Below are 16,753 nucleotides of genomic sequence, written 5' to 3'. Positions count from 1 at the left end.
CACACGCTATAAACAACGGGGTATGGTCTTACCGACCATACTTCGGACACTCTGGCATCTTATAATGCTGCAGATCCATTGAAATCGAAAATTACCCACCGAAATAAGCCCTATAGCAATTGGCTTTGCATTACCTATTAATGCTGAAAAATAGGCCATAACCTAATGATATGCCACATAATTGGATGATCCTCATAAATGAAATCAATAAACTCAAAAATGAGTGTCTTTTATTGATTTAAAACAACCTTAATTATGTTTCAATCTGTAACAATGATAAAAATGAAAACTATTCTTATTTAAGGTTGCGATTTAGTATGAAGCTATCTGAATTGTCGTGTGGAGCCAAAGGCATCGTGACTGGAATGTCGATGCTACCTGCGGCTACGCGTAAAAAATTGATGGTTATGGGCGTTTTACCCAATACGCCTGTAAGTGTTGTGCGTGTAGCACCACTAGGGGACCCATTGCAGATACGTGTACGAGGTGTTGATCTTGCCTTACGTAAGCAGCTTGCTGATAGTATCGAGGTGGAGATCCAATAATGGAATACAATATTCTGACTGTTGGTAACCCTAACAGTGGTAAAACGACATTATTCAATGGCTTAACTGGCGCTAAACAGCAGGTTGGCAACTGGGCTGGCGTAACCGTAGAAAAGAAAACAGGGCGTTATGACTGTGCCGGCGATTCATTTGCCTTAACAGATCTACCCGGTATTTATAGCTTAGATAGCGCGAATGATGAAAACAGTTTAGATGAAGCGATTGCTTCCCGGGCTATTCTAACAACACCGACTGATGTCATTATTAATGTTGTTGATGCTTCTTGCTTAGAACGTAGCTTATATATGACATTGCAGTTACGCGAGCTTGGCCGCCCCATGGTCGTGGTACTGAATAAGATGGATGTACTTGAACGACAGCGTCAGGTATTGGACGTTAAGCTGCTTGAAAAAGTGCTGGGTTGTCCAGTAATGAGTTTGTCAGCGAACAATATTAAACAAGTCTCTGCATTTAAAACCAAGCTACATAAGATGTTGGCACAAGGCATTGCTATAAGCGATATTGCACTTGATTATGGCCAGCAATTTGAACAAGCGGTGACTGAACTTGAGCCATTTTTCTCTAATGAGAAACTTAAAGCTCGCGCCCAAGCGATTCGTGTTCTCGAAAATGACACTTTAATCATTAACACTTTATCGGAAGAACACAAAGCCGCAGCTTGTAATGTGCGTAATAAATTACAGGTTGATCTTGACCCAGATATTCAAGTCGCCGACACACGATATAGCCACTTATACCATGTATGCCAAAAAGTACGCCGCCAAGAAGGTAAACTAAGCCGCAGCGTGAGCGACAAGATAGATCAGGTACTTTTGCACCGCGCATTTGGTATTCCGTTCTTTTTTGTTGTTATGTATTTGATGTTTATGTTCTCTATAAATATCGGTAGTGCATTTATCGACTTTTTCGATATTAGTGTGGGTGCGTTGCTTGTTGATGGCGGCCATTACCTATTGGATGATCATTTACCGGTTTGGCTCGTTACGGTTATCGCAGATGGCATTGGCGGTGGTATACAAACTGTCGCAACCTTCATTCCTGTTATTGCTTGTCTTTACTTGTTTCTTGCAGTGCTGGAAAGCTCAGGTTATATGGCTCGTGCTGCCTTTGTTTTAGACAAAGTCATGCAGAAAGTTGGCTTGCCGGGTAAAGCCTTTGTACCGTTAGTGCTCGGTTTTGGCTGTAATGTACCAGCCATTATGGCAACCCGTACGCTAGAGCAAGAACGTGAACGTAAGTTAGCAGCTGCAATGGCACCGTTTATGTCTTGTGGCGCACGTCTGCCAGTTTATGCTTTATTTGCCGCGGCATTTTTCCCTGAAAATGGACAGAATGTGGTATTTGGACTGTACCTGTTAGGCATTGCAGCCGCAGTACTTACTGGTTTGGTACTTCGTCATACTATCTACCCTGGTAGTAGTGACAGCTTTATCATGGAGATGCCAGATTACGAGCTACCAACCATGCGTAATGTGGGCATCAAAACATGGCAGAAGCTTAAACGTTTTGTATTAGGTGCGGGTAAAACCATTGTCGTGGTTGTCGCGATATTGAGTTTCTTCAACTCGATGGGGACTGATGGTTCATTTGGTAATGAAGACTCAGCCAACTCTGTGCTATCAAAAGCGGCACAGGTTGTAACACCAGTACTTGCTCCTATTGGTATAAAAGAAGATAACTGGCCTGCAACTGTGGGGATTATTACCGGTATTTTTGCCAAAGAGGCCGTGGTTGGTACATTGAACAGCTTGTATGCCCCTTCAACAGATGACGGTGGTGAAGAGTACAACTTGCTGGCGAGCCTACAAGAAGCTGTAGGTAGTATTGCTGATAACTTGAGTGGTTTAAGTTACTCTGATCCGCTTGGTATTGATGTCGGCGAACTCAGTGATACGGATGCAGTAGCGGAAGAACAAGAAGTTGATGCGTCTATTTTTGGTAATATCCAAGCGAAATTTGTTAGTTCAGCGGCGGCAATGGCGTATTTGATTTTCATCTTACTCTATACCCCATGTGCAGCTGCGATGGGCGCCTATGTTCGTGAATTTGGTCAAAAGTTTTCGTTATTCATTGCCAGTTGGACGATGTTATTGGCGTATACCGTTGCCACCTATTACTACCAAATCGCGCATTTTACGGACCACCCAGTGTCTAGCATGTTATGGATTGCGTTATTTACGGCCATAAATGCAGCCTTGCTGATTATCTTCAAACGCCAAGGTAATTATAAACAAGAGCAGGGCTTAGTAGCGTTATGATCTTACAGCAGCTAAAGCAGTATATTGAGCAACACCACCGTGTTAGCCGTAAAACGTTAGCTATCCATTTTGGTCTGTCAGAAGACGGCGTAGAAGCCATGCTTGATGTTTGGATACGTAAGGGCAAGGTGGGTCAAGAGCTGGTAGGCTGTGATAGTGATGGTTGTTGCCAAACGGCAAAAGAGATTTGGTATCGCTGCCTAAAGAGTAATGAGCTTCCTATTACTGTTATGCGAGGCTGATACTTACCAATTTGTGATTGGATAGTCGTATGTAAAAGGCAACCGTGGGGTTGCCTTTTTTATTGCCGCTATTGGGGAACGAAGCCATTAATTTGGCTAAGTTCGTCACGAAGCTCATCGACTAAGGCTTGCTGTACGTCATTACTACGCTGTGTACCGTCGGTGTTCCCCCATACCGGACCAGGCCACGCGATGTCATTTTTGAAACGTGCGATATGGTGGACATGTAATTGTGGAACTAGGTTACCCAGTGCACCAACATTTATCTTGTCGGCTTGATAGTCTTGTTCAAGTAGCTGAGCGATAGCGCTCGACTCGCGCATTAATTGGAATTGTTCATCTTCTGGTAAATGATGGATCTCTGTGAGGTTATATTTACGTGGAACTAAGATTAACCATGGTCCAAGTGCTTCTTTCGAGAGCAAAACTTGGCATAAAGGTAAATTGCCCAGCACGTTGGTATCTGCTGCTAATCTCGAATGGAGTGTAAATTGCATTATGATATTCCTTAAATGTATTGCGCTGCTCACATGCTGACGTTTTATCGCATCATTCTCGCGAATGAGTAGGTTAGGATAACGATAAGGAACAGCACTGTCATTAGTCAAGTAGTGTGAAAACATAACAAGAGTAATGGCTTATGCGTACACTCGACGTTACTTCTAGTACGCATGAGTCGCGCGTATGAGCATTTTATTATTATTGCGATATGAAGGTAGGAGTGGGTGCATGGTGGCTGAATATCAAGAAGTACTGGATTTTTGGTTTGGAGAGTTACAAGAAGAAGTAACAGCAACAGACCGAAATGCCCTGTGGTTTCAAGGGGGGCAAGATACTGACCAATTAATTGCCAGTCGTTTTCAAGGGTTAGTGAGTCGAGCGGGGCTTGGAGAGCTTGGACATTGGTCGGACTCACCACGAGGAACACTGGCTTTGGTGATATTATTGGATCAGTTTACGCGCAATATTTACCGAGGTTTGAGTGCTGCTTTTCGTTATGATTCTTTAGCGCTTGCGATTTGTAAACGTGGATTAGCACAAAACCAAGATGCTCAGCTTAGCCCAATAGAGCGAGTATTCTTGTATTTACCACTAGAGCACTCAGAAGCGATCGAAGATCAGGAAGAATGCGTTTTTCGTTTTGACCGCTTACGCCAGTCAGTATCACCAGCCCATGCGATGGTATTTGAAGGCTTTTATCAGTACGCCGTTAGTCATCATGATGTCGTGAAACGGTTCGGCCGTTTTCCACACCGAAACTCTGTTTATGGTCGTCTTTCCACACAAGAAGAGCTTACATGGCTACATAGTGGCGGACAGCGCTTCGGACAGTAGCGTTACTGAAAAAAGTGGGAATAGCGCGTGTACCAATCGAGATAAAGCAATGTGTCTTTATTTCGATTGGTATGTCTGCTTGCATTATCAAGCTGAAATGCACTTATCCATTAAGAGGCAGTACGCGATTTCGACCTAGTTGCTTTGCTTGGTTGAGGTAATGATCGGCCTGCTCAATAATTTGGCGACTATTTTCGTTGTTTAAATGGCAAGCAATGCCAAACGAAGCCGTAATTGTATTGATTTTTTCGCCTGAACGTTTATCGAGAACAGAGATACGCTCTATTGTTTTACGCATCGTTTCGGCTTGTTGGCGCGCTGAAGAAAGTGATTTGTAAGGCAGCAATACCACAAACTCTTCTCCTCCGTAACGATAGGCTTTGGCGTAGTCTTGGCAGCAAGCAACTAGGCGACGAGCAACCGCTTTTAGTACTTGGTCGCCGAGAATGTGGCTAAAGTTGTCATTAAATTCCTTAAAGTGATCGATATCAAGCATGATTAAGCTGAACGGAATTTGGCTTTGGTGGTAGCTTTCGATATCACGATCAAACGCTCGGCGGTTACTGATCCCGGTTAGTGCATCTTCATTGACCAATATCTGACTTTTTTTCAAAGCCTCTCGAAGAGTAGTGATCTCTTGTTGTGCCGAATTTAATTGCCCCTTGAATGAACCGGTAGACTGACGAATTTGGCGTGATTCAGCGATTAACCCTTTTACCAGAGCAATTGTTTCTTCAATTGAAAGGCCGTCTTTATTAATGTTTTCGAGCTTAGAAAAAGTGCTTTCTAAGACATGCTGAAAGCTTTCAGTCTCAGACAGTGTTTCTATCATGCTATGTGATAATTCTTGCGCCATCGCGGTCAGGCTCAGTTTTAACTGGGTAATATCTTTGTCAGTTTCACTGGCAAGGTGTTCTTGGTAAACGGTATCACACAGAGTAGGGGTACAGTGCCCTAGTTCTTTAATTCCTTGTTCTAGCGCGAGGTTTAATTGCGGCATCTGCTGAGATGTATAGGTATACCAAAGCGCATAATTAGTCGGTGTTGTTGGTACTTTGTGCTTAATCATTAGAGGAACCGCTTTTTTGAGCGTCTCTGTTGATTCGGCAAAGTTGTCATTACTCATAACCATATTCCATTATAAGTTAGCCAGCGCGCCTACTAAGAGGGCTGACTGGTTTTGCTAATGCAGTGCCAACTGATATGGAATTAAAATTGTTAGTTAGGTTGGCACAATATTAATATTATTGTTTTTATGTTGTGTACTCACAGGAATAAGTCTTAAGTTTAATTTTTTTGGTTCTCAAATATGACTTTACTCCAGTCGCTTTTGTTTTGATAAAAATGTCTTAAAAAAATAAAAAGCCTTCTAAGAATACCCTAGAAGGCTTTTAAATATTAGTGATTTAATTATAAATTAAAGCTTTAATTTGCTTACATACGCTCTAGGGTTTCGATACCTAGAAGGTCAAGACCCTGCTTGATTGTATTTGCTGTTAATAGTGCTAATTTTAGACGGCTCTGTTTCACGTCTTCTTCAGCATTTAGAATTGGGCAAGCTTCGTAGAAACTAGAGAATTTACCTGCCAATTCAAACAGGTAAGTACACATCAGGTGTGGTTGACCTTCACGAGCGACTGCAAGAATAGATTCTTCGAATTGAAGAAGCGTCGACAGTAGTGCTTGTTCTTTTTCATCGGTGATAACAACTGGGTGAGTAAGATCAGCCAGCTTAACGTCAGCACGCTTAAAGATAGAAGCAACACGGGTATATGCATATTGCATGTACGGTGCTGTGTTACCTTCAAACGCTAGCATGTTATCCCAATCGAAGATGTAGTCTGTTGTGCGGTGCTTAGACAGATCTGCATACTTCACAGCAGCCATTGCTACAGTGCTTGCGATTTTCGCTTTCTCTGCAGCATCTAGATCAGGGTTTTTCTCTTCGATTAGCTTCGCGGCACGAATTTCTGACTCATCAAGTAGATCGGCAAGGCGGACTGTACCACCGGCACGTGTCTTAAATGGGCGACCATCTTTACCTAGCATCATACCGAATGCGTGGTGCTCTAGGCTCATGCTTTCTGGAATGTAGTCTGCTTTACGAACAATTGTCCATGCTTGCATCAGGTGTTGGTGCTGACGTGAGTCGATGAAGTAAAGTACACGATCGGCGCCAAGCTGCTCATAGCGGTATTTTGCACAAGCAATATCAGTCGTGGTGTACAAGAAACCACCGTCACGCTTCTGGATGATAACACCCATAGGCTCGCCGTCTTTGTTCTTGTACTCATTAAGGAAAACAACCTGAGCGCCGTCACTTTCAACCGCTAGGCCTTTTTCTTTAAGATCAGCAACGATAGTTGGCAGCATGTCGTTGTACATTGACTCACCCATAACGTCATCACGTGTTAGTGATACGTTTAGGCGGTCGTAGTTACGCTGGTTTTGGATCATCGTAACGTCAACAAGCTTTTTCCACATTTCAGCGCAGTACTCGTCACCGCCCTGCAGCTTAACCACGTAGCCACGAGCGCGCGCTGCGAACTCTTCGTCTTCGTCGTATAGCTTTTTAGATTCACGGTAGAAGGCTTCTAGATCTGATAGCTCCATTGAAACTTCGCCAGATTCTTTCTGAACACGTTCAAGGTTTGCGATAAGCATACCAAACTGTGTACCCCAGTCACCGATATGGTTGGCACGGATAACCTTGTGGCCTAGGTGCTCAAGAGTACGTACAACAGCATCACCGATAATGGTTGAACGTAGGTGACCAACGTGCATTTCTTTTGCTACGTTTGGTGCAGAGTAATCGACAACAATGGTTTGTTGCTCTTCTTTAGCGACACCAAGGCGTACATCAGCAAGTGCTTTTTCACCTTGCTCGGCAAGCCAAGTTTTGCTTAGGAAAATGTTGATGAAGCCAGGGCCTGCAATTTCAACTTTTTCAGCAATACCATCAAGGTCTAGCTGTTCGATAACTTTTTGTGCGAACTCACGAGGGTTAGTACCAATTTTTTTGGCTACGCCCATGACACCGTTAGCTTGGTAATCACCAAACTGAGCTTTCGCAGACTGGCGAACAGCAGCAGGGCTACCCGCAGGTGCTCCTGCAGCTTCTAGAGCCTGGGAGACTTTGTCGTTAATTAGTGCTTGAATGTTCACACGCTTATCCTTTAAATCATTCGTAACGCCAATAAATATTAGCGAGGCAAAAACGTCATCGTATTCAAGTGTAATTGCCGTCAAAAATAATCACGTTCTCTGGTTTATAAAGATAGCACCAAAGGGGTTTTAGTTAACGTGAGTATTTTTGACGGAGCCACCTCAAAGGCGTCGAGGGGGGCATCTTGAATACGCTGGTTGCATTACCCTAATAATACCCACAAATTTAGGGCGTTTGGCAAGGTGAAAAGGCGAATGTTGGCGATTTTTTTTTTACATTCCTAAGCGAATGAAAATTATGCACGAGTCAAGATGCCACAAGGCCTGTACTGGCGTAGCTCGTACTTTCATCAAGATGAAAACTATGGATAATTATGCGTTCGAAACAATGGGGCGTTTAAGTGGTTTATTTTTGATATAAAAGGCTTTCTGCTTCATGAGAACAATATTGGAGAAAAAACATGCAGACGCTTGAGCAAAAAGGTTTGTTGCCAGCCCAGATGCTGGAACAATTACCGACTTTCATGGCTAAAATTGAGCTACTTGCGAGTGAAATAGGCCTATCACTAGAAAACCATCAAGCTGACCATATTGCACTGCGTGTTAATGATTGGGAAACCGCGGAGCAACTACACCAGGCTTGGTTATCCTATGGTGAAGAATGGTCAAATAATGAAATTAATGGCCGGCCAATTATTGTTATAGGCTTTCACACGCCGATAACGGTTAAAAACTGGACGATTGAGGCGCTAGAGTTGCCTTATCCTGGCGATAAAGCTTATCCGCAAGAAGGGTGGGAGCATGTTGAGTTTGTTGTGTCTGCTAAGGCTGCCAGTACCGATGCATTGAAAGTGGTATTGGATGAAACGTTTCCAGATCTTAAAGCTTCGTGGAATACACTCGACGATAAAGGCATAAAAGTGAAGGCCAGTTGCCCATCGGGGGAGCATGAGCGCTTAGCAAACCCAACTTATGCATTCAAAAAAGGCGGGGTATGTATCAAGCTACACCCTTGTTCGTTAAAAGCCGTTATTGAGAGTGAGCAGGCATAACGATTACCGAAATGGTTACTGGTATTGCTAAAGAGAAAAGCGAAAGCTCGGTCTTTCGCTTTTTATCATCACGCTCAGGCCTAAAGGATTACTGTGCGGTTTCCGTGAACAAAGACTTTGTCATCAAGTACTAGCCCAAGCGCTTTACTGAGTACCGATTTTTCGACATCACGCCCTGCTCGTGCCATATCAGTGGCACTGAAGTTATGATCGATAGGGATGACGTTTTGCGTAATGATTGGGCCTTCATCAAGATCGTTGGTCACAAAGTGGGCCGTGGCGCCGATAATCTTCACACCACGTTCAAAAGCTTGTTGATATGGCTTCGCCCCAATAAAGGCCGGTAAGAAGCTGTGATGAATATTGATGATTTTATGGGGGAATTGAGCAACAAAGTGCGGGGTTAGAATTCGCATGTACTTTGCCAAAACGACATAATCAGGATCATATTGACCCACTGCATCGAGTAAGCGCGCTTCATGTTCCTCTCGGCTTATCCCTTCATGACTAACGTAGTGGAAGGGGATATCAAAGTTTTTTGCAAGCTTGGCTAGGTGATCGTAGTTACCCACAATCGCCGTAATATCAATGTCTAATGTCCCATCAAATGCTTTAACCAAGATATCGCCAAGGCAATGTGCCTCTTTGGTCACCATTATCACGACGCGTTTACGCTCGGGGCCAACGAGTCGGCGGTGGCTGCTTTCTGGTAAAGCACGATCGAGATCAAACAGGAAGGTTTCGTCGTTGAAATACCCTTCAAGCTCTGTGCGCATAAAAAAACGGTTATGGGAGTGATCAACAAATTCATTGTTATGCACAATATTGAGCTGATGCTTGTAGCAAATATTGGTGATTTTCGAGATCAGGCCCATTGCGTCTGGGCAATCTGTCAGGAGAGTTTTCTTATCCATGCTGTTCCTTGCACTAAAATAGAGGAAATCCTTTCTTTTATTTACATGGGATTGTTTTCAGGGTCAAAGAAAAACGTATTGAGTTAATGGATTTAATGCATGGTGATAATGACATTAATGAGGATCGACCTATGTTAGGCCTTCTGCGAAAACGAGTATTACTTTTTAGTTTATTAGTTTCATTTACTTTGATGAATACAGCTGTTGCCGAAACAAAGGCGGCAGATGATCCAACATCGTTATATAACCGCTTAGGTGGTTTGGCACCGATTACTGCGGTTGTGAGTGATTTTATTGATGTCATGGTGGTCGATGACACGTTGAATGCGAACCCTGCGATTGATGATGCGCGCAAAAATATACCCGCCGCTTATTTAAAATATCACGTTACCAGCATGGTCTGTCAGGCAACAGGGGGCCCTTGTCAGTACCATGGCCGTGCAATGAAAGAGTCACATAGCCACTTAAATATTTCGGTTGCAGAGTGGCAACATATGGTGGTGTTGCTTAAAGGGGTCTTTGATAAATATGAAGTACCAGAGCAAGAACAACAAGAGCTGCTTGCTATTGTTGATTCCACCCAAGATGACATTGTCATGGAAAAATAGGCGACTAGCGGCAAGCACAAGTTACTGGCTGGCGATAGGTTAAATCAGTAACTTGTGCCTTGTTGAGTCAATGGGAATTGCGAGTTGGGCGGTGCTGTTTGAATTAGTCGTGGTCGGCACTGTGTATAGTTGGCATAATGGGCAGCTGTCTTACTGTATAAATAACCAATGTTCATATTGCGATGATAGCTAAATTTTTTGCTTCAGGTGGCGCACTCGATAAAGCCATTCCCGGATTCCAAGCTCGTCAGCCTCAAATCGACATGGCTCAGGCTGTCGCCGATGCGATAAAAGCAGAAGATCAGCTGGTGGTTGAAGCGGGAACAGGAACGGGTAAAACGTTCGCCTACTTGGTGCCGGCCTTGGTTAGCGGTAAGAAAACCATTATTTCAACAGGTTCAAAGAACCTGCAAGAGCAATTGTTTCATCGTGATTTACCGTTAATGACAGATGCACTGGGCTTTACCGGGCGCGTGTCATTGCTAAAAGGTCGCTCTAACTATTTGTGTCTCGATCGAATGAGTCGACAAATCACGGAGAGCCACGGTATACATTCCGATCCTAAATTATTGAGCCAGTTGGTTCAGGTACGCACTTGGTCATCATCGACTAAGAGCGGCGATTTAGGTGAGTGTGAAATTATTGCAGAAGATAGCCCAGTGATCCCGATGATCACCTCAAGCAATGATAACTGTATTGGGCGAGAGTGCCCATCTTATGAAGAATGCTTCGTGGTCAGAGCCCGGCGTCAAGCGATGGAGTCGGATGTCGTGGTGGTTAACCATCACCTATTTCTGGCTGACTTGGCCATTAAAGAAACGGGGTTTGGTGAGCTGATCCCCGAGGCTGAAGTCTTTATTTTTGATGAAGCTCATCAAATGCCTGATATTGCGAGCCAGTATTTTGGCCAAAGTTTGTCGAGCCGCCAAATTCAAGAGCTGGCAAAAGACGTTGAAATTGGCTATCGCACTGAAGCCAAAGATATGAGGCAGTTGCAAAAAACGGCTGATCGCTTATCACAAGCGGCGGCTGATATGCGTATTGTACTGGGTGACCCTGGTTTTCGCGGTAATTGGCGAGAAGTGATCACTAGCCCCGCGATTCAGCGTGAGATCACCCGTTTGACGGACGCATTAGATTTAACGCATGAAGTGTTAAAACTTGCGTTAGGCCGAAGCCAGTTACTGGATACAGCTTTTGAACGGGCAACGTTATTAAAAGCGCGTTTGAAGCGTGTGTGTGATACTTCCATAACGGGTTATTCGTATTGGTATGAATGTACCCCTCGTCATTTTAGTCTGAATATTACACCGCTATCGGTCGCAGAGAAGTTCCATGAACAAATGGAACAGCAGGGTGGAGCATGGATTTTCACCTCTGCGACACTCGCGGTAAATGACGACTTTAGCCACTTTAGTCAGCGGCTTGGCTTAACACCAAAGCAACAGTTTTCCTTAGAGAGCCCTTTTGATTATGCGGAGCAGGCCCTGCTCTGTGTACCTCGCTTTTTGCCTGAGCCTAACAGCACGGGGATTGCAGATCGCTTGGTGGATATGCTCTCACCGTTAATTGAAGAAAATAATGGTCGTTGTTTCTTCTTGTGTACATCACACCAAATGGTCAGAGACTTAGCAGAAGGTTTCCGCGCAAGGCTCGATTTACCGGTTTTAGTCCAAGGCGAAACAACAAAGCAGAAGCTATTAGCCGAATACCTTGAGCGTGGTAACGCTTTGCTAGTTGCTACGGGAGCCTTTTGGGAAGGGGTTGATGTTAGAGGACAGGCCTTAAGCTGTGTTATTATCGACAAATTACCGTTTACGGCACCGGATGATCCGTTGCTGAAAGCTCGAATAGAGGATTGCCGCTTACGTGGTGGCGATCCTTTTTCGCAAGTGCAAATCCCTGATGCCGTGATAACCCTTAAACAAGGGGTTGGCCGCCTGATTCGAGATAAAAAAGATAAAGGTGTATTAGTGATTTGTGATAACCGTTTGGTTACTCGCCCTTATGGCGCAGTATTTTTACGAAGTCTACCGCCTATTCCACGTACTCGCGATGTGGAAAGCGTTGGCCAATTTTTGTCTTCGGTGAATGGCACTACTACAGTGCCAGTTAACCATGAAGACCAGCATTCAGAGGCTTGAATGAGCACCAAAATTCTTGCAGTCGATACTGCAACTGAAAACTGTTCCGTTGCCCTTATGGTCGGTGACGACATTATTTCTCGCTGTGAGTATGCCCCGCGTGAGCATACTACTAAGATTTTACCTATGGTTGATGCCGTCTTAGCTGATGGTGGTGTAAGCCTCAGCCAACTGGATGCATTGGCATTTGGTCGTGGCCCAGGTAGCTTTACGGGTGTACGTATCGGAATTGGCATTGCTCAAGGGCTTGCGTTTGGCGCTGACTTACCCATGCTTGGGGTTTCAACGCTTGCAGCCATGGCTCAAGGCACTTATCGTACTCACCAAGCCGAGCAAGTCTTAACTGCCATTGATGCCCGTATGGGTGAAATATACTGGGGACAGTATATTCGTCAAGCAGACGGTGATTGGCAGTGTAAAGATCGGGAAATTGTTGTTAAACCAGAGATCTTAGTCGACCAATTCCAAGCCGAAAACGGTACTTGGTTCACGGCTGGTACAGGCTGGGATAGCTATGCTGAATTGTTAGCACAGTTACACGCAGTGCAAGTAAAAGGTTCTATTTTGTATCCAGATTCAGCGGATATGGTGCATTTAGCTCGGTACGCATTAGCCCGCGGTGAGGCGGTGGCAGCAGAAGACGCCAGCCCCGTTTATGTACGTGATACCGTGACATGGAAGAAATTGCCAGGACGTGAATAAACGGCCGCAATAAAAATACGAGCAAGGCTGCGTCATCGACATGGCGTGGCCTTGATGAAACTTAACTAGGCTAACTGGACAGTTTCTATGGTTTCTATTCAGCGCTTACCCGTAACAATCCAGCCCCAACCGAAGGCGAAAGCAACTCCATCATCGGCATCCATTACCTCCCAGCCGACCGTGGTGGCGCAAGCCGTTGCTCAAAGCGTTCGCGATCCTGAATTAATTCAAGATGCCCACTCTCGTATTCAGTATGATCAGCCTGAAGGTAAGAACCGCGATGCAATGGCATCTTACATGGGGGTTATGCACCAACAACGAAAAGATGAATTGTCTGCGATGGTCGGTGTCGATCTCTATGTTTAAGCCAATTGAGTACTTACGTTAAGTTGTTTGGATATTCACCACTTATATTGGAGTTTCTGATGTTTAGAACGCTATTTCTTGGGCTGGTTACGGCCTTTATGGTAGGCTGCGCCTCGTTGCCGCCAAGCCTCCATACGACAACGGAGACACCAGTCACCGATGTAAGCGTATTGAAGAGTGAACTTGAAGCAAATATAGGCCATGAAGTACGTTTAGGCGGCATTATTGCTGCAATTAGTAATGGTACGGAACGTACACGCTTAGAAATTGTGGCGTTACCTATCGGCAAAGATGGCAAGCCGAAATTGAACGCAAAGCCACAACACCGCTTTGTTGCTTATGTTGATGGTTTCCTAGAGCCACTTGAGTACAGCATGGGCAAGTTAATTTCTGTTGCTGGCAAGGTTGCAGGCGAAGAGCAGGGTACTGTGGGGCAATTTGCTTATCAATTCCCTGTCATTGACGTAACTGGCAACCAGCTGTGGCAAGTAAAACAAGAAATTTGGTTTGATGACTTCGACCGCTTTAACAATTGCATTGGTACTCGCTGCCCAGTGAATCAACTGGGTTACGGCCTATCACGCGGTGAAGTCCGGGAGCGAGTAACACAGTAAATGAGCCAATATATGCAGCGTATTCAATTTCATTTACCTGCCACCAAGCTTGAAGGTTTGTGTTCATTTGAGTACCCACAGCAGGTCGTGAGCATGGCTATGCCATTGCAGGCTATTCCTACCGATAAACCAATTATGTTGTTGCTTCATGGCTGGCAAGATAACGCAGCGAGCTTTTCGCCGTTGTTTACATCATTAGCCGAAAGCTATCGCTTAATTGCACTTGATTGGCCCGGTCACGGTTTGTCTGAAGCTAGATCGAACGACAATTACTATCATTTTGTTGATTATGCTGATGATCTAAACCAAGTGGTCGATTTGTTATCAGAAAGCCCCGTATTTATTTTAGGGCACTCTCTGGGTGCGCTAGTTGCGGTGTGTTATGCCGCAGCATTTAGCGAAAAAGTGCAGGGACTGATCCTTATTGAAGGTCTTGCTCCGTTGAGTGAAGGTGCTAGCTTGGCTCCCCAGCGTTTGAGGCAGGGCTTGCTCAGTCGCCAGCGTTTTCGTGAACGAGAAACACATAGACAAAAGCGGTCAATGGCGTCTTTTGAACAGGCATTGGATTTGCGCTGTAATATTAACAACCTGACATCAGAACAACTTTATCCGTTAGTACAAAGGGCCACTTACCAAAAAGATGGTCGTTGGTACTGGCGGCATGATAATCGGCTACGCTGTGACTCTCTCTACCGTATGGCAGAAGATCACGCTTTAGCGATGGTAGCTTCAGTGGCATGCCCCGTATTATCAATCATAGGCCGTCAAGGCTATCGCCAGCTGAAACTTGACCCGTTTGAGCAAGTGAATTGGCAAAATATGATCCAGCATGAGGTGGATGGTGGACATCATTGTCACCTTGAAAGCCCGCGAGCAGTGATCCAGCAGATTACTCTGTTTAGTTCACAATTTAACGCCCTAGTATAATTGTTAGGTGCTAATTATTCAGTAAACGTGCTGTAGTATGTCGTAATTAGATGACTTATATACCCTATAGCATAGTGGTGGCGTGTCACCAATAAAAATGAGGAGAGTGCAAAGTGGATAAGGTGTGGCTTAACCGCTATCCGGAAGATGTACCGGCAGAAATAAACCCTGATCAGTACCCGTCGTTAGTTGAAATGTTTGAACAATCAGTACAAAAATATGCTGATCAGACTGCCTTCATTAACATGGGGCAGGTTATGACATTCCGTAAATTGGAAGAGCGTAGCCGTGCATTTGCTGCTTATCTGCAAAATGAACTTAAACTGCAAAAAGGCGATCGTGTCGCAGTAATGATGCCAAACCTACTGCAATACCCAATTGCGTTGTTTGGTATTTTACGTGCTGGCTGTGTTGTGGTTAACGTTAACCCGTTGTACACCCCGCGAGAGTTGGAGCATCAGTTAAATGATTCTGGCGCGAAAGCCATTGTCATTGTCTCAAACTTTGCTCATACGTTAGAAACGGTGGTTAAGAACACCAATGTTCAACATGTTGTGTTGACTAGCCTTGGTGATCAGCTGTCTCGTCCAAAGCGTACAGTGGTAAACTTTGTGGTGAAGTACATCAAAAAGATGGTACCTAAGTATCATTTACCGCATGCTACCTCGATGCGTATGGCGCTTAAAAAAGGCCGCCGTATGCAATATGTTAAGCCGTTTATGTCTGGTGAGGATACTGCCTTTCTTCAGTACACCGGTGGTACAACAGGTGTAGCAAAAGGGGCTATTTTAACGCATCGCAATATGTTGGCGAACGTCATGCAAGCGAAAGGTGCGTATGCACCAGTGCTGACCGAAGGCCGTGAGCTGATTGTGACCGCATTGCCGCTCTACCATGTTTTTGCGTTGACCGTAAACTGCTTACTATTTGTTGAAATGGGTGGTCGAAATCTACTGATCACTAACCCGCGTGATATTCCAACGTTTGTGAAAGAGCTGCAACGTTATCCGTTTACTGCGATCACGGGTGTTAACACCTTATTCAATGCACTTGTGAATAATGAAGATTTCCATGAAATCGACTTCAGCAACCTTCGCTTGTCTGTTGGTGGTGGTATGGCGGTGCAACGTGCTGTTGCTGAAAAGTGGAAAGAAACCACGAATAACTATTTGCTTGAGGGTTATGGTCTGACTGAGTGTTCTCCACTTGTCGCGGCATACCCTTATGATCTAGTAGACTATAATGGCTCTATTGGTTTACCTGTTCCATCAACAGAGGTACGAATTGTTGATGACGAAGGACAAGTATTAGCTAATGATCAGGTGGGCGAGCTGCAGGTTCGTGGCCCACAGGTTATGCAAGGCTACTGGCAACGCCCTGAAGCAACCAAAGAAGTATTGACGGATGATGGTTGGTTGTCTACTGGTGATGTTGTACGTTTCGATGATGAAGGTTTCTTGCATATCGTTGACCGTAAAAAAGACATGATTTTGGTCTCTGGTTTTAATGTCTATCCGAATGAAATTGAAGACGTTGTTGCGCTTAACAGTAAAGTGTTAGAAGTTGCAGCGATTGGCCAGCCGCATGAAATTTCAGGTGAAGTGGTTAAGGTTTGTATCGTGAAGCGCGATCAAAGTCTTACACGTGAAGAACTACTCGACCATTGTCGTGAGCACTTAACGGGTTATAAAATCCCGAAAATTGTTGAGTTCCATGATGAACTACCGAAAACGAATGTAGGTAAAATCTTGCGCCGTGTTTTGCGTGAAGAGTCTGAAAAGCAACAACAAAAAGCCTAAGGCTTAGCGTATTGTTTACATATTCTAATGCCGGCTATACGCCGGCATTTTATTGGTGATT

At 44.5% G+C, this 16,753-nt stretch carries 16 protein-coding genes; 12 read left to right on the top strand and 4 right to left on the bottom strand.

The features are described from left to right. The first annotated feature begins 317 nt into the window (after positions 1-317). The 3 genes from L4D09_RS01980 to L4D09_RS01970 are packed head-to-tail and all read left to right on the top strand — an operon-like array spanning position 318 to position 3,066. Positions 318-545, top strand: a complete 228-nt coding sequence (locus L4D09_RS01980) for a FeoA family protein (RefSeq protein WP_428455809.1) — start codon at positions 318-320, stop codon at positions 543-545. After that, the gene (feoB, locus tag L4D09_RS01975; protein ID WP_428455808.1) at positions 545-2,824 is read left to right on the top strand and encodes a Fe(2+) transporter permease subunit FeoB; all 2,280 of its coding nucleotides are present in this window, start codon (positions 545-547) and stop codon (positions 2,822-2,824) included. The genes L4D09_RS01980 and feoB overlap by 1 nt, the downstream gene beginning before the upstream one ends. Continuing rightward, the gene (locus tag L4D09_RS01970; RefSeq protein WP_428455807.1) at positions 2,821-3,066 is read left to right on the top strand and encodes a FeoC-like transcriptional regulator; all 246 of its coding nucleotides are present in this window, start codon (positions 2,821-2,823) and stop codon (positions 3,064-3,066) included. Before feoB ends, L4D09_RS01970 begins: the two co-directional genes overlap by 4 nt. A gap of 68 nt (positions 3,067-3,134) precedes the next feature. On the opposite strand, the gene L4D09_RS01965 is transcribed toward L4D09_RS01970, so the two are convergent. After that, positions 3,135-3,563: an HIT domain-containing protein gene (locus L4D09_RS01965; protein WP_428455806.1), complete on the bottom strand. Its 429-nt coding sequence runs from the start codon at positions 3,561-3,563 to the stop codon at positions 3,135-3,137. 232 nt (positions 3,564-3,795) lie between these two features. Here L4D09_RS01965 and L4D09_RS01960 point away from each other — a divergent pair, with 232 nt between their 5' ends. Then, the gene (locus tag L4D09_RS01960; RefSeq protein ID WP_428455805.1) at positions 3,796-4,401 is read left to right on the top strand and encodes a DUF924 family protein; all 606 of its coding nucleotides are present in this window, start codon (positions 3,796-3,798) and stop codon (positions 4,399-4,401) included. Between the two features lie 103 nt (positions 4,402-4,504). On the opposite strand, the gene L4D09_RS01955 is transcribed toward L4D09_RS01960, so the two are convergent. Both L4D09_RS01955 and argS read right to left on the bottom strand, forming a co-directional pair. Beyond that, a complete protein-coding gene (locus L4D09_RS01955; RefSeq protein WP_428455804.1) occupies positions 4,505-5,527 on the bottom strand; it encodes a GGDEF domain-containing protein in 1,023 nt (340 codons plus the stop codon). Between the two features lie 308 nt (positions 5,528-5,835). Continuing rightward, positions 5,836-7,566, bottom strand: a complete 1,731-nt coding sequence (gene argS, locus L4D09_RS01950; protein WP_428455803.1) for an arginine--tRNA ligase — start codon at positions 7,564-7,566, stop codon at positions 5,836-5,838. 461 nt (positions 7,567-8,027) lie between these two features. On the opposite strand from argS, the gene L4D09_RS01945 reads away from it, so the two are divergent. Continuing rightward, entirely contained in the window at positions 8,028-8,618 is a 591-nt protein-coding gene (locus L4D09_RS01945; RefSeq protein WP_428455802.1) for a VOC family protein, read from the top strand. A gap of 80 nt (positions 8,619-8,698) precedes the next feature. On the opposite strand, the gene purU is transcribed toward L4D09_RS01945, so the two are convergent. Next, on the bottom strand, positions 8,699-9,532 hold the full coding sequence (purU, locus tag L4D09_RS01940) for a formyltetrahydrofolate deformylase (protein ID WP_428455801.1): 834 nt from the start codon (positions 9,530-9,532) through the stop codon (positions 8,699-8,701). A 131-nt stretch (positions 9,533-9,663) separates the two neighbouring features. Here purU and L4D09_RS01935 point away from each other — a divergent pair, with 131 nt between their 5' ends. The 7 genes from L4D09_RS01935 (at position 9,664) to fadD (ending at position 16,692) form a co-directional block, all read left to right on the top strand. Beyond that, positions 9,664-10,140 carry a group I truncated hemoglobin gene (locus L4D09_RS01935; RefSeq protein ID WP_428455800.1) on the top strand — a complete coding sequence of 159 codons (477 nt, stop codon included), beginning with the start codon at positions 9,664-9,666 and terminating at the stop codon, positions 10,138-10,140. 182 nt (positions 10,141-10,322) lie between these two features. After that, entirely contained in the window at positions 10,323-12,284 is a 1,962-nt protein-coding gene (yoaA, locus tag L4D09_RS01930; protein WP_428455799.1) for a DNA repair helicase YoaA, read from the top strand. Beyond that, positions 12,285-12,986 (top strand): tRNA (adenosine(37)-N6)-threonylcarbamoyltransferase complex dimerization subunit type 1 TsaB, encoded by a 702-nt coding sequence (gene tsaB / locus L4D09_RS01925; protein WP_428455798.1) that lies wholly within the window; start codon positions 12,285-12,287, stop codon positions 12,984-12,986. It begins immediately after the preceding gene. Between the two features lie 87 nt (positions 12,987-13,073). Continuing rightward, positions 13,074-13,352, top strand: a complete 279-nt coding sequence (locus L4D09_RS01920) for a hypothetical protein (RefSeq protein WP_428455797.1) — start codon at positions 13,074-13,076, stop codon at positions 13,350-13,352. A 59-nt stretch (positions 13,353-13,411) separates the two neighbouring features. Next, positions 13,412-13,966 carry a Slp family lipoprotein gene (locus L4D09_RS01915; protein WP_428455796.1) on the top strand — a complete coding sequence of 185 codons (555 nt, stop codon included), beginning with the start codon at positions 13,412-13,414 and terminating at the stop codon, positions 13,964-13,966. Between the two features lie 12 nt (positions 13,967-13,978). Next, a complete protein-coding gene (locus L4D09_RS01910; RefSeq protein WP_428455795.1) occupies positions 13,979-14,893 on the top strand; it encodes an alpha/beta fold hydrolase in 915 nt (304 codons plus the stop codon). Between the two features lie 113 nt (positions 14,894-15,006). Beyond that, complete coding sequence (gene fadD / locus L4D09_RS01905) at positions 15,007-16,692, top strand: long-chain-fatty-acid--CoA ligase FadD (RefSeq protein ID WP_428455794.1); 1,686 nt, start codon at positions 15,007-15,009, stop codon at positions 16,690-16,692. The last annotated feature ends 61 nt before the right edge of the window (positions 16,693-16,753 follow it).

Origin of the sequence: Photobacterium makurazakiensis, from assembly GCF_050336715.1 — a bacterium.
Classification (GTDB): Bacteria; Pseudomonadota; Gammaproteobacteria; order Enterobacterales; family Vibrionaceae; genus Photobacterium; species Photobacterium makurazakiensis.
The sequence above is the reverse complement of the archived record's forward strand: the minus strand, read 5'-3'. Positions and strand labels throughout refer to the sequence as shown.

Bases quoted from the DNA above. Each gene is read 5' to 3' on its own strand.
- L4D09_RS01980 (WP_428455809.1), top strand. From the start codon at position 318: ATGAAGCTATCTGAATTGTCGTGTGGAGCCAAAGGCATCGTGACTGGA.
- feoB (WP_428455808.1), top strand. From the start codon at position 545: ATGGAATACAATATTCTGACTGTTGGTAACCCTAACAGTGGTAAAACG.
- L4D09_RS01970 (WP_428455807.1), top strand. From the start codon at position 2,821: ATGATCTTACAGCAGCTAAAGCAGTATATTGAGCAACACCACCGTGTT.
- L4D09_RS01965 (WP_428455806.1), bottom strand. From the start codon at position 3,563: ATGCAATTTACACTCCATTCGAGATTAGCAGCAGATACCAACGTGCTG.
- L4D09_RS01960 (WP_428455805.1), top strand. From the start codon at position 3,796: ATGGTGGCTGAATATCAAGAAGTACTGGATTTTTGGTTTGGAGAGTTA.
- L4D09_RS01955 (WP_428455804.1), bottom strand. From the start codon at position 5,527: ATGAGTAATGACAACTTTGCCGAATCAACAGAGACGCTCAAAAAAGCG.
- L4D09_RS01945 (WP_428455802.1), top strand. From the start codon at position 8,028: ATGCAGACGCTTGAGCAAAAAGGTTTGTTGCCAGCCCAGATGCTGGAA.
- purU (WP_428455801.1), bottom strand. From the start codon at position 9,532: ATGGATAAGAAAACTCTCCTGACAGATTGCCCAGACGCAATGGGCCTG.
- L4D09_RS01935 (WP_428455800.1), top strand. From the start codon at position 9,664: ATGTTAGGCCTTCTGCGAAAACGAGTATTACTTTTTAGTTTATTAGTT.
- yoaA (WP_428455799.1), top strand. From the start codon at position 10,323: ATGATAGCTAAATTTTTTGCTTCAGGTGGCGCACTCGATAAAGCCATT.
- tsaB (WP_428455798.1), top strand. From the start codon at position 12,285: ATGAGCACCAAAATTCTTGCAGTCGATACTGCAACTGAAAACTGTTCC.
- L4D09_RS01920 (WP_428455797.1), top strand. From the start codon at position 13,074: ATGGTTTCTATTCAGCGCTTACCCGTAACAATCCAGCCCCAACCGAAG.
- L4D09_RS01915 (WP_428455796.1), top strand. From the start codon at position 13,412: ATGTTTAGAACGCTATTTCTTGGGCTGGTTACGGCCTTTATGGTAGGC.
- L4D09_RS01910 (WP_428455795.1), top strand. From the start codon at position 13,979: ATGCAGCGTATTCAATTTCATTTACCTGCCACCAAGCTTGAAGGTTTG.